Here is a 12,029-nt window from a genome sequence, read left to right on the forward strand (position 1 = left end):
TATGGCGACCATATCGCCCGCTGCTGATTTTGCACCCGTCGCAGCCCCGGCTGCGGCCCCCGCCCGCACGCGTGACCCGCGACTGGATTTCTATCGCGGCATCGCGATGTTCATCATCCTGATCGCCCACATTCCCAATGATCCTTGGGCGAATTGGATCCCGGCGCGCTTTGGGTATTCGGACGCAACCGAGATTTTCGTGTTCTGTTCGGGCATGGCCTCGGCCATCGCCTTTGGCGGGGCGTTCCTGTACAAGGGCTGGTGGATGGGCACGGCCCGAGTGGCCTATCGCATCTGGCAGGTTTATTGGGCCCATATTGCCCTGTTCTTCTTTGTCGCCATGACAATGGCAGCGCTGGACCTAACCGGCGCGTTCGGGAAAACCTATGTCTCGTCCCTGAACCTTCAGCATTTCTTCAATGATCCCGCCCCGCAGATGGTGGGGATCTTTACCCTGACTTATGTACCGAACTACTTTGACATCCTTCCGATGTATCTGGTGGTACTGGCGCTGATGCCGCTCTACATCGCGCTGTACCGTGTCAGTTTCTGGCTGATGGCGGCTGCATCTGTGACCATCTGGTGCATCACTCAGACCGGCGCGCTGGCCCCTCCGGCCGAGCCGTGGTCGGATCGGCAATGGTTTTTCAACCCGTTTGGCTGGCAATTGCTGTTCTTCACCGGATTTGCCTTGATGCGCGGATGGATTCCCGCTCCACCAGTATCGAAATCTCTGGTCTGGGCGGCTGCCTTGTTCCTGATCCTGTCAGCTCCGTTTGGGTCTTGGAAGGTCTTCCTCTGGGTTAACAGCGCTGCGCCTGAGTTGGGCGCTGCGATCCGAAAGATCTGGCCACTGACCGACGAATTGCGCGACAAGACCGAGTTTGGCGCGCTGCGATATGTCCATTTTCTGTCACTGGCCTATCTGGGCTGGGTCGCGGCTGGCGAACATGGTCACCGCCTGATTGCGACGGGCCACAGCATGGGTGCGCGCGTCTGGCAATTCCTGCTGACGGTCATCACCAAAGTCGGTCAGCAATCCCTTGCGGTGTTTGTATTTTCCATGGCAGCAGCACGACTTATCGGCGTTGCCCTCGATCAAGCTGGGCGGGATGTTGCCACCGTCTTTGTCGCCAACATAATTGGCTTTGCCATGATCATCGGCGTGGCCTATCTGGCAGCTTGGTTCAAGTCTCAACCCTGGAAATTGAAGAGATGAATTTCACCCGTCGCGCATTCCTAGTCTCGACGACTGCCTTGGCCTTTGCCCCATCGGCCTATGCGACCGGGGGCGCAGTCCCCTTTGACCGCGACCACGTGATCGAACTGGCCCGCGAACTGGCCAGCCGCCCCTATGCGGAACGCGAAATGGTTCCACAAGAATGGCAGGATCTGACTTACGAACAATATCGCTCGATCCGTTTTCGACTGGACCGGGCGTTGTGGTACGAAACCGAAACGCCATTCAACGTCGATTTCTTCACACCGGGCCTGTATTTTCCCCGGACCGTCAAGGTGGAAACGGTCGAAAATGGCATGACAACACCAGTCGATTTCGATCTGGGGATGTTCGACAAATCCGAAGATGTGCCGCAATTGCCCATCGACGAGACTCTGGGCTTTTCAGGCCTGCGGCTGCGGACCGAGATGCACCGACCCGGCAAGACGGATGAGTTCTGCGTCTGGCAGGGTGCCAGCTATTTCCGCGCTATTGGTCTGGACGAGGTCTACGGTCTGTCGGCACGCGGTCTCGCCCTGAAAACAGGCGACCCGGATGGCGAGGAATTTCCTGAGTTCATCCGTTTCTGGCTGGAGCGCCCCAAGCCCGGCCAACGGAATATGGTCGTACATGCGCTGATGGACAGTCCCAGCGTGACTGGGGCCTATCGCTTCAATGTCACGGCGGGGGCGGATTGCATTATCGACGTCAAGGCCACGCTGTTTCCCCGCGAAGACCTACCTCATGTAGGTATCGCGCCGGGCACCTCGATGTTTCTGTTCGACCAGACCAACCACAGCCGGTTCGACGATTTCCGTCCGGCCGTCCATGACAGCGACGGGCTGTTGATCCGCAATGGCGCGGGCGAGGTGTTGTGGCGTCCGCTGGCAAACCCGGCCCGCCTGCAAATATCGTCTTTCGTTGACGAGAACCCGCGCGGCTTCGGGCTGATGCAGCGCAAGCGCGAGTTTTCGGACTATGCCGACCTTGAGGCGAATTATCACAAGCGCCCGGGCCTGTGGGTCGAGCCTCGGGATGACTGGGGCAAAGGCACCGTTACACTGGTCGAGATACCGGCCGATCAGGAAATCTATGACAACATCGTCGCCTATTGGCGTCCGGCAGAGCCCTATGCGGCAGGCAGTCGGGTTGACCTGTCCTATCGTCTGATCTGGGGTGAGGAGCCTCAGCGCACTCCGATGCCACGGGTGACCAACACCGCCATGGGCGAAAACACCTTCGGTGAGGGGCGTTTGGCCGTCATCGATTTCGAAGGCAGCGATTTGTTCGATGATATCGAGGCGATCAGTGTCTTCGTGGATTCCCCTCATGCTGTAACCTCGGACGGTGTTCTGCAACGCAACCCGGATACGGGTGGGTTGCGTCTTGCGTTTTCATTCCAGCCAGATGGGCGCGATCATGTCGAGTTGCGCGCGCAACTGCTGAAAGACAAACAGCCTGCCTCTGAGGTGTGGCTTTACCGATGGACCATATGAACCGCGGTCTGCATATCATGCCGCCCGAGGCACCTCTGGCGATGCCCACGCAGAATTTCAGCGTTGGGTTCCACGATGCTGATGCCCCGTCGGGCACAGACACGGGCGCGACTGGATTTTGGCGCGCGCTTGCGTTTTCACCGGCGATGGTAGCGACATTGGGCCTGCTTTGGATCATGAGCGACTGGTTCAGCGCCCAGGGGATCAATCTGATCGAGGGCATCCTGTTGGCGCTTATCTCGTTCAACTTCTTCTGGATTTCGTTCACGGTCTGCACCGTTCTGCTGGGTATGGTTTCGCTGTCGAGACAGGATCGTCCGCAGCGCAAACGCACAGCACAGCCCCTGCGCGTTGCCCTTTTGACACCGGTATACAACGAAGTGCCATGGAACGTGCTGGGCAACGCCCGCACCATGCTTGAAGATTTGCAGGCACGCGGTGGGCAGCATCACTATGCCATGTTCATCCTGTCCGACACACGCGACCCTGAAATCGCGGCACAGGAACAAGCCAGCGTCGAAGCCCTGCGCACCACGCTCGCCCCGGGGCTGGAGTTGTATTACCGCCGCCGCGAGCAGAACACCGACCGCAAGGTGGGTAACATCGCCGACTGGGTCAGTCGCTGGGGCACAGACTGGGACGCGATGCTGGTTCTGGATGCGGACAGCCTTATGACCGGTCGCGCCATACATCGGCTGACCGATGCGCTGGCGCGTGATCCCGGTGCCGGGCTGATCCAGAGCTATCCGCAACTGATCGGCGCGCAATCGGTTTTTGCCCGTATGCAACAATTCGCCAATGGGGTCTATGGCATCGCCTTTGCCGAAGGGTTGGCGCGCTGGTGCGGACAAGAGGGCAATTATTGGGGCCACAACGCCATAATCCGCACCAAGGCTTTCGCCACCAGTGCCGGACTGCCCAAGCTGCGTGCGTTCAACGGTCAGGACAAGCTGATCATGAGCCACGATTTCGTCGAGGCTGGATTGCTGCGCCGTGCCGGATGGGCGGTGCGGTTCCTGCCGCGCATTCGGGGATCTTACGAGGAAACGCCCCCCACACTGATCGATCATGCGATGCGGGATCGGCGTTGGTGCCAGGGCAACCTGCAACACCTGAAACTGCTGGGCTCGACTGGATTCCGGGCCGTCTCGCGTTTTCATATGTTCCACGGTGCCGTAGGATACCTGATGTCACCGTTGTGGTTTGCGCTGCTGTTGATGTGGGCACTGATTGGTCAGGGCAAAGACGCCTCTGTCCTGCATTACTTCAGCCCCGATAATCCGCTGTTCCCGCAATGGCCGGAAATGTCGGAAACCCGGCACGTTCTGATCATTCTTGTGATGTATGCAATGCTGCTGGCACCCAAGGTGCTGGGAGTTCTGGCTTTGCCGCTAAGCGGTGTGCGCTACTCCGAATTCGGAGGCGGCCTCAAGTTCCTGACCTCGTTTCTGGCCGAGGTCATTCTGTCGATCCTGTATGCACCGATCCTGATGGTGCAACAGATGATCGCCGTTTTCCGGACAGCGCTTGGCATTCAGCGGGGCTGGTCGCCGCAAGCACGCGACGGTGGCAGTTACGGATTGCGCACGCTGATCCTGTGTCACGCATTGGAAACCGTCAGTGGCATAGCCTTGAGTGTTGGTATCCTGTCCGGGCTGGTCTCGATCTGGCTGGCTCCGATTGCCATCAGTCTCGCCCTTGCCATTCCGCTATCGGCACTCAGCGGTGTTTCGGCCGGTGCCGCACGCCGGATGGTCGGAATGCGCGAGGATTTCCGCGAACCTGCCATCACCCGGTCGGCCCGGCGTTACCGGGCCGAGCTGAAGCAATTGGTTGAAGGCAAGATCAAGATGACCCCGGCAGAGTGATCAGCTGCCGGGAAGCCCTTCGTACCAATCCACGACCATATCAGCCCAACCGGCTGGAACTGTATGACCGCCCGGGAACAAGGCAAACTCCAGCGCGCTGCCTTTGGCACAGGTGGTCCAGCGGCGGCGCATGAAATTCCCCGTTGTGCTAAAGCCGGCCGGTTTGTGATCGACGCAGCCATTTGCCTCGCGCCAGATTTCGAACCCGGCATAGATATCGCCCTGCTGAAACCGGCCACCGCCCAGTACGCGCCCCTCAAGCGGTACCACGTTGTCCGTCCAGCCATGGGTATGAAACATCCGGATCGGACCCTTGCAGGTTTCCGGGTGTGGCCGCCAGAATCCTCCGGACACCGGAACATATGCCGAAAATGTCTCGGGCGCCTTGCAGGCGAGATAGTTGACCATAAAGCCACCAGCCGAAAACCCGCCCAGCATGACCCGGTCCGCATTGATTCCGAACCGGTTTTCCGCGTCCTGAACCACTTCGGACAGAAAGGCGGTTTCATCCCGTTTGCCAAATCCTGGAATAAAGTTCCAGCTTTTTCTGCCGCCCCGGTTGGGCCTTTCCGAACCTTCCGGTGCCATCACAGCATACCCCCGCGCCAGCAGAGGTTCGACCATCCCGCGATTTCGCATCGTGCCAGATCCACTGCCGCCATACCCGTGCAGAAACACCAACAACGGCGGGTTTTCCGCACCGGGCAATTCGATGTGATACGCGCCCAAGGATGTTTCGCAAATTTCCCCCTGATCAGCACAATCCGCCAAGGCCAACTGCGCGGTGAAGGCAAATACTGCTGCCAGGCTGATTTCCCTGATCATCCTGCATCCTCACTGTATTTACGGACCGGTAAACCGGTCCTTACCCATCCCGGCCCGGCCGCCGAGCCCAACATACCCTCGGGTACGTCGATGATATTTGTGAATCCGGCTTCAATCAAACGATTGCTGAGGCGCGCGGACCGCACCCCTCGGGCGCAGATCAGCGCCACGGGCGCAGCCTGATCACCGCCGGTCATTTGTGTCAGAACGTCGACGAAATCCTCGCGGCGCATGTCCAGCGGTACCGCGCCCTCGCCTATTCCCGAGGCGCGCCACTCGCGCGGTGTGCGGATATCAACCAGCAGAACGCGCCCGTCCGCGGCCTGCTCATGGGCGTCGGCCACACTGATCCGGCCACCGCTGTGATCTTCAGGGATCAGTCTGTATTGCCTGATCGCAAACCCGGCAGCAATCGCGGCACCGCCACCAATCAATAGCCACCGTCGGGATCGGTTCGTTTTTTCGGCCACGCCTCAGCCTCCTGTTCGCTGATGCTGGTTCTAGCACAACCACACAGCAAGTTGCGCGGTGAAACACAGCTCGCAGATCAAGATCGCGTCATTAATGCGCAGCGCCGCCAATGCCTTGGTGATCCGTTGGAGCCCGGCAAAAAAGTTGCCATCTCTGGACAGTCGGCAAAATATCCTTACAAAATTGACCTCACCCTGACCGCCCAGACCGGAGTATCGCACTTGTCCCTATTCCTTATTGCGGCCCTTCCCTTCCTTGGTGCTGTATTTCCCGCACTGCTGATCCGCGCGGGCCGAAATGCCGCCGCATCCGCAGCCGGGTTGACCACATTTCTGGCCCTGATGGGGCTGCTGATCCACATCCCTTCGGTCATGCGCGGAGACGTCGTGACTGCCCGGTTTGACTGGATACCGAGGTTGGGCCTGAACGCGAATTTCATGCTGGACGGGCTGGGATTTCTTTTCGCCTTGCTGATCCTTGGCATTGGATTGCTCATCATCCTCTACGCACGGTTCTACCTGTCGCGCGAAGATCCGATGGGGCAGTTCTATACCTATCTGCTGCTGTTTCAGGGGGCGATGGTTGGTATTGTCCTGTCCGACAATATCCTACTTTTGATTGTTTTCTGGGAACTTACATCGCTCAGCTCATTCCTGCTGATCGGCTATTGGAAACACCTGCCCGATGGCCGTCAGGGCGCGCGCATGGCTTTGGCCGTCACCGGCTCGGGCGGGTTGGCGATGATCGCCGGGATGCTGATCCTCGGCAATATCGTTGGATCCTATGACCTGAGTGTCATTTTGCAGAACAAGGAGCTGATCCAGGCGTCCCCCTACTACCTGCCAGCGTTGATCCTGATCCTGCTGGGCGCCTTCACCAAGTCGGCACAGTTCCCGTTTCACTTCTGGCTGCCCCACGCAATGGCCGCGCCGACGCCGGTGTCTGCCTATCTGCACTCGGCCACCATGGTGAAAGCCGGTCTGTTCCTGATGGCGCGGATGTGGCCTGTTCTGGCAGGAACAGATGCGTGGTTCTACATCGTGGCCACGACTGGTCTGATCACCATGCTGCTGGGTGCGGTCATCGCGCTGTTCAAGGATGATCTAAAGGCGTTGCTGGCCTTTTCGACTGTATCCCATCTGGGCCTGATCACCATGCTATTGGGCTTTGGCACTAAAATTGCCGCCGTGGCCGCCATTTTCCACATAATCAACCATGCGACCTTCAAGGCCGCCCTGTTCATGACCGCCGGGATCGTGGATCACGAAACCGGCACGCGGAACCTGAAACGGCTGGGGGGTCTGCGTCACCTGATGCCGATCACCTTCACCATCGGCACCATCGCGGCCCTGTCCATGGCGGGTCTGCCGCCGCTGAACGGCTTTTTGTCGAAAGAGATGATGCTGGAAGAGACCGTTCACACCACTTGGTTGCATTCACATTATCTGGTTCCGGGGCTGGCACTTTTGGCAGCGCTGTTCTCGGCCGCTTATTCTTTCCGCTTCGTCAGCCATGTTTTCCTTGGACCCAAGCGAGAAGACTATCCCAGCCATCCGCATGACCCGCCTGTCGGGCTGTGGCTGGCGCCCGCACTGCTGGTTGTACTGGTCGTCCTGATCGGTCTGAATTCCGCCGCGATCGTTGGCCCCCTGATCGCCGTGGTTTCCAGCGCGGTGATAGGCGGCGAGAAGCTGCCGTATTACTCGCTCAAACTGTGGCATGGCTTCACGCCCGCACTTTACATGTCGGTTGTTGCGACATTGGGCGGCCTTTTCCTGCTGGCGCTGCACAAACGCGGCGAGCAGGTCTGGAATGCCCTGCCCCGGCCCGAGGCCAAGGTAATCTTTGAGGCTATCATCGACGCGCTGACCAGATTAAGCCGCTGGATCACCGATGAAATGCATAACGGTGTTCTCAGCCGCTATGCGATCATCTTCGTCGCTTTCACCGTGGGCCTTGGTTATTACGCCTATTCGACAGGAACCATCGGCTTGGAAACCCGCGTTCCGCTGCCAGCGCAGATCATTCCGATGATCGGCTGGATTTGTCTGGTGGGCGCAACGCTTGGTATCATGTGGTTCCACCGGAACCGCCTGTTGTCGCTGGTGTTGATCGGCGTCGTGGGCCTGATCGTTTCCATCGCGTTCAACTATCTTTCCGCTCCGGACCTTGCCCTGACGCAAATCTCGGTCGAGGTGGTAACGATGATCTTGTTGCTGCTGTCGCTGAACTTCCTGCCGACCGAGACGCCATGGGACAGCAGCGCAGCGCGGCGATGGCGGGATGCCGCGATTTCCGTCGTTGCCGGTCTTGGCACCGGCGCGCTGGTCTACGCGATGATGATGCGCGATTTTGCATTTCCAACGATTTCAGAGTTCCATCTGGCCAATTCCTATAAGGGCGGTGGCGGCACCAATGTGGTCAACGTGATCCTGGTCGACTTCCGGGGTTTTGATACGTTTGGAGAGATCATCGTGCTGGGCATTGCCGCGCTGATTATCTTTGCGCTGACGGAATCCGTGCTAAGCACCAATGTCCGCAGTTACCTGCTGAATCGCAAACCGCACTGGCCGCAGTCTGGTGATTCACACCCGCTGATGATGGTTGTGGCGACCCGCGTGATGATGCCGATTGCGCTGATGGTCGGAGCCTATATTTTCTTCCGTGGGCACAACCAGCCCGGCGGCGGATTTATCGCTGGGCTGATCGTCGCCATCGCCTATCTGATGCAATACATGGCCAGCGGCTATACTTGGGCGATTGAGCGGCAGCGGTTTTATTACCACGGCACCATTGGCTGGGGCGTGCTGATCGCCGCTGCCACGGGGCTGGGGGCCTGGTTCAATGAACGCCCCTTCCTGACCAGTGATTTTGGCTATCTCCACTGGCCCCCGCTTGAGGAATTCGAATGGGCCACCGCCATGCTGTTTGACACGGGCGTGTTCCTTGCGGTTCTGGGTGCGGTCATGCTGGCACTCGACAGCCTGTCCCGCTTTGCGTGGCAGCCCGGAATGGCACAGGAATTCCCGATGGATATCAATCCCCTGCGGGACTCTCCACCGGAACAAGAACAAGAGAAGGAGCAGGCCTGATGGAAGCGCTCGTAGCCTCTGCCGTCGGTATATTGACCGCTGCCGGAATATTCCTGATCCTGCGCCGCCGGACGTTTCCGGTCATTCTGGGCCTGTCGCTGATCACTTACGCGGTCAACGTGTTCCTGTTCGCGACCGGGCGTCTTGCGCTGAACGCCCCCCCGGTTCTGAACAAATACAAGGACGTCGCTTACACCGATCCTCTGCCACAGGCGCTGGTGCTGACCGCAATTGTGATTTCCTTTGGAATGACCGCGGTGATCGTGATGATCTCGCTCAGCGCGTACCTGTCCTCCAAGGATGACCATATCGACATGACAGCGCAGGACAGCGTGGACGCAGCAGGAGAAGACGCATGAACCACTGGATCGTTGCGCCGATCGTCCTGCCCGCGATCCTGGCTCCGTTTAGCATCATGGTCCTGCGATACCATCTGGATCTGCAGCGCATCTTTTCGGTCGCCGGTGTTGTGGCCTTGCTTGGGATTGCGCTGACAATCACAGCGCAGGCTTCGGGCGGAGATATTCAGGTTTACGAGCTTGGAAACTGGCCCGCCCCGTTTGGCATTGTCATGGTGCTGGATCGAATGTCAGCTATGATGGTTTTGCTGACAGCTCTGCTTGCCTTGCCGATTGTGCTTTATGCCATTGCAACAGGCTGGGATGATCGGGGCAAACACTTCCACGCCCTGTTCCATTTTCAGCTTATGGGTGTCTGCGGCGCATTCCTGACCGGAGATGCCTTTAACCTTTTCGTGTTTTTCGAAGTTCTGCTGATCGCCTCTTATGGCCTGATGACCCATGGTGGCGGTGCGGTGCGATTGAAGGCGGGTGTGCAATATGTGGCTTACAACCTGTTGGGATCGACTTTGTTCCTGTTTGCGTTGGGCACGATCTATGGCGTGACCGGGACACTGAACATGGCGGATATCGCCATAAGGGTTGCCGAAATCCCGACCGAGGATACGGCATTGTTGCGGGTTGGCGCAGTCCTTTTGTTGCTGGTCTTTTGCATCAAGGCCGCCGTTCTGCCCCTGCATTTCTGGCTACCTGCCAGCTATGCCAATGCGCCAATGCCCGTCGCGGCCCTGTTTGCAATCATGACAAAGGTCGGGGCTTACTCGATTCTGCGGATGTTCACATTGGCCTTTGGCCCCGATGTCGCAGCGACAGAAGGTCTGGTGGGTGAGTGGTTGCAACCTGCTGCACTTGTCACTTTGGCTGTCGGGGCTATCGGCATTCTGGGGTCAAAACATATCGCCCGCATGGTGGCGTTCTGCGCGATTGCATCCATGGGCACCCTGTTGATCGCGATCTCGCAATTTACGCCTGATGCGACAGCCGCGGCGCTGTACTATGTGTTCCATTCGACGCTGGCGACAGCCCTGCTGTTCCTGGTTGCCGATCTGGTGATGGCGCGGCGCGGCGGGGCCATCGCACCAACGCCACCCATGCCGCAAAGCGGGCTGGTGTCTGCACTGTTCTTCGTGGGGGCGATTGCGATGGCGGGAATGCCGCCCTTATCCGGCTTTATAGGCAAGCTGCTTGTGCTGGACGCCTCGCGCGATGCTTCGGATGCCACGGCGGTCTGGGCCGTGATTCTGATCAGCTCATTCGTCACAATAATTGGCTTGGCCCGAGCCGGAACTTTGATTTTCTGGAAAAGCTACGACACTCAGGCTGTTCCGATAGCTGAACCAGCGGAAAATGAAGCTGCCCCCGCACCGGTCGCACCTGAACCAAAACCCGGTCTGGCCTTTACTGCCGTGTTTGGCGCCGTAGCCGGCCTGATCCTGCTGACATTGTTCGCGGGCCCAGCGCTGGAATATACAAGCCAAACCGCAGACCAGCTGTTTACGCCTGCAAACTACATCTCTGCTGTATTGGGAGGGGCCGAGTGATGAAACTACTGCACCGGATATTTCCGCACCCACACCTGACCATTCTATTAACGATCGTCTGGATCCTGCTGGCGAACAAGCCGTCACTGAATTCTCTGGTCTTTGGCCTGATCCTCGGGATCATCATTCCCTTTGTCACACAACCTTACTGGCCCGACCGGCCCAAGCTGCGCAACTGGCCCATGGTCGCCGAATACATGATCGTCGTGCTATGGGATATTGTCGTTGCAAATATTACGGTGGCCCGGATCGTTCTGTTCAAACGCAATGAAGACCGGCGGCCCAACTGGGTTAGCATTCCGCTGGAGCTTCGGACACCCGAAGCCATAACCGTGCTGGCCGGGACCATCACGATGACGCCCGGCACCGTCAGTTGCGACCTGTCAGCACAGGGGCACAATCTGCTGGTTCATTGCCTGGACGCGCCGAACCCAGATCAGGTGCGCGACGAAATCAAGCAGCGCTATGAACGTCGCCTGAAGGAGATTTTCGAATGATCGAATACGCAATCTACTTTGCATTTGCCTGTTTCGGCGCGGCGATCATGATGTGTCTGTGGCGGATCATCACCGCGGATGGCGTTGGGACCCGGGTTCTGGCTCTGGATACAATGGTCATCAATACGATTGCCCTGATGATCCTTTATGGCCTGTCGAAAGGGACCGAGATTTTCTTTGAAGCGGCCATGATCATCGCGATGCTGGGTTTCGTCTCGACCGTGGCATATGCGCGCTTCATGCTGCGCGGCAACATCATCGAATGAGGGTGATATGACATTCATTGCAGAGCTGCTGATCGCCGTTTTCCTTATAATCTCGGGTGTTTTCGGGTTTGTCGGGTCCTTCGGCATGATCAAGCTGAATGACCCTATGTCCCGCCTTCACGCACCGACCAAGGCGACAACTTTAGGCGTGGGTGGGGTGTTGCTGGCTTCGATCACCCATTCCGTTCTGCTGGAAGGCAAACTGTCGCTGCACGAGCTTCTGATCACGCTGTTTTTATTCCTGACGGCTCCGATCACGGCCCTGTTCATTGCAAAATGGCATATTCACCGTCATGAACTGCCCAGCGACCTGCCCGATGCTGGCGAGGATGAGCTTTGGGCCACCCACGCTGTCGAGCAGGTCGAGGATGTTCCGGACCACAGCGCGAATTAAC

Annotated in this window: 11 protein-coding genes; 9 read left to right on the plus strand and 2 right to left on the minus strand. The window is 58.4% G+C overall.

Going from position 1 to position 12,029, the window contains the following annotated elements:
• Position 1 precedes the first annotated feature (1 nt).
• The 3 genes from ACR0AD_RS06810 to mdoH are packed head-to-tail and all read left to right on the plus strand — an operon-like array spanning position 2 to position 4,583.
• A complete protein-coding gene (locus ACR0AD_RS06810) occupies positions 2–1,219 on the plus strand; it encodes an OpgC family protein (RefSeq protein WP_480485187.1) in 1,218 nt (405 codons plus the stop codon).
• Positions 1,216–2,715: an OpgD/OpgG family glucan biosynthesis protein gene (locus ACR0AD_RS06815; RefSeq protein ID WP_480484240.1), complete on the plus strand. Its 1,500-nt coding sequence runs from the start codon at positions 1,216–1,218 to the stop codon at positions 2,713–2,715. Before ACR0AD_RS06810 ends, ACR0AD_RS06815 begins: the two co-directional genes overlap by 4 nt.
• The gene (gene mdoH / locus ACR0AD_RS06820) at positions 2,712–4,583 is read left to right on the plus strand and encodes a glucans biosynthesis glucosyltransferase MdoH (RefSeq protein ID WP_480486450.1); all 1,872 of its coding nucleotides are present in this window, start codon (positions 2,712–2,714) and stop codon (positions 4,581–4,583) included. Before ACR0AD_RS06815 ends, mdoH begins: the two co-directional genes overlap by 4 nt.
• On the opposite strand, the gene ACR0AD_RS06825 is transcribed toward mdoH, so the two are convergent.
• The gene (locus ACR0AD_RS06825) at positions 4,584–5,408 is read right to left on the minus strand and encodes a CE1 family esterase (RefSeq protein ID WP_480485186.1); all 825 of its coding nucleotides are present in this window, start codon (positions 5,406–5,408) and stop codon (positions 4,584–4,586) included.
• Positions 5,405–5,878, minus strand: a complete 474-nt coding sequence (locus tag ACR0AD_RS06830; RefSeq protein WP_480485185.1) for a rhodanese-like domain-containing protein — start codon at positions 5,876–5,878, stop codon at positions 5,405–5,407. Before ACR0AD_RS06830 ends, ACR0AD_RS06825 begins: the two co-directional genes overlap by 4 nt.
• Positions 5,879–6,100: 222 nt before the next feature.
• Here ACR0AD_RS06830 and ACR0AD_RS06835 point away from each other — a divergent pair, with 222 nt between their 5' ends.
• Genes ACR0AD_RS06835 through ACR0AD_RS06860 form a run of 6 tightly spaced genes read left to right on the plus strand, consistent with a single transcriptional unit; the run spans position 6,101 to position 12,028 of the window.
• Positions 6,101–8,971, plus strand: coding sequence for a monovalent cation/H+ antiporter subunit A (locus ACR0AD_RS06835; RefSeq protein ID WP_480485184.1), 2,871 nt, complete (start codon positions 6,101–6,103; stop codon positions 8,969–8,971).
• Positions 8,971–9,330 carry a Na+/H+ antiporter subunit C gene (locus ACR0AD_RS06840; protein ID WP_209503290.1) on the plus strand — a complete coding sequence of 120 codons (360 nt, stop codon included), beginning with the start codon at positions 8,971–8,973 and terminating at the stop codon, positions 9,328–9,330. The genes ACR0AD_RS06835 and ACR0AD_RS06840 overlap by 1 nt, the downstream gene beginning before the upstream one ends.
• Positions 9,327–10,871 carry a monovalent cation/H+ antiporter subunit D gene (locus ACR0AD_RS06845; RefSeq protein WP_480485183.1) on the plus strand — a complete coding sequence of 515 codons (1,545 nt, stop codon included), beginning with the start codon at positions 9,327–9,329 and terminating at the stop codon, positions 10,869–10,871. Before ACR0AD_RS06840 ends, ACR0AD_RS06845 begins: the two co-directional genes overlap by 4 nt.
• Positions 10,871–11,368 (plus strand): Na+/H+ antiporter subunit E, encoded by a 498-nt coding sequence (locus ACR0AD_RS06850; protein ID WP_267365959.1) that lies wholly within the window; start codon positions 10,871–10,873, stop codon positions 11,366–11,368. Before ACR0AD_RS06845 ends, ACR0AD_RS06850 begins: the two co-directional genes overlap by 1 nt.
• The gene (locus tag ACR0AD_RS06855) at positions 11,365–11,634 is read left to right on the plus strand and encodes a K+/H+ antiporter subunit F (RefSeq protein ID WP_209503286.1); all 270 of its coding nucleotides are present in this window, start codon (positions 11,365–11,367) and stop codon (positions 11,632–11,634) included. Before ACR0AD_RS06850 ends, ACR0AD_RS06855 begins: the two co-directional genes overlap by 4 nt.
• A 7-nt stretch (positions 11,635–11,641) precedes the next feature.
• Positions 11,642–12,028 (plus strand): Na+/H+ antiporter subunit G, encoded by a 387-nt coding sequence (locus ACR0AD_RS06860; RefSeq protein WP_209597047.1) that lies wholly within the window; start codon positions 11,642–11,644, stop codon positions 12,026–12,028.
• The last annotated feature ends 1 nt before the right edge of the window (position 12,029 follow it).

This window comes from Ruegeria sp. BH8, assembly GCF_056538065.1.

What these genes read in the sequence shown, in the direction of transcription:
- ACR0AD_RS06815 (WP_480484240.1), top strand. Translation starts at nt 1,216, where the DNA reads ATGAATTTCACCCGTCGCGCATTCCTAGTCTCGACGACTGCCTTGGCC.
- ACR0AD_RS06850 (WP_267365959.1), top strand. Translation starts at nt 10,871, where the DNA reads ATGAAACTACTGCACCGGATATTTCCGCACCCACACCTGACCATTCTA.
- ACR0AD_RS06825 (WP_480485186.1), bottom strand. Translation starts at nt 5,408, where the DNA reads ATGATCAGGGAAATCAGCCTGGCAGCAGTATTTGCCTTCACCGCGCAG.
- ACR0AD_RS06860 (WP_209597047.1), top strand. Translation starts at nt 11,642, where the DNA reads ATGACATTCATTGCAGAGCTGCTGATCGCCGTTTTCCTTATAATCTCG.
- mdoH (WP_480486450.1), top strand. Translation starts at nt 2,712, where the DNA reads ATGAACCGCGGTCTGCATATCATGCCGCCCGAGGCACCTCTGGCGATG.
- ACR0AD_RS06845 (WP_480485183.1), top strand. Translation starts at nt 9,327, where the DNA reads ATGAACCACTGGATCGTTGCGCCGATCGTCCTGCCCGCGATCCTGGCT.
- ACR0AD_RS06840 (WP_209503290.1), top strand. Translation starts at nt 8,971, where the DNA reads ATGGAAGCGCTCGTAGCCTCTGCCGTCGGTATATTGACCGCTGCCGGA.
- ACR0AD_RS06855 (WP_209503286.1), top strand. Translation starts at nt 11,365, where the DNA reads ATGATCGAATACGCAATCTACTTTGCATTTGCCTGTTTCGGCGCGGCG.
- ACR0AD_RS06810 (WP_480485187.1), top strand. Translation starts at nt 2, where the DNA reads ATGGCGACCATATCGCCCGCTGCTGATTTTGCACCCGTCGCAGCCCCG.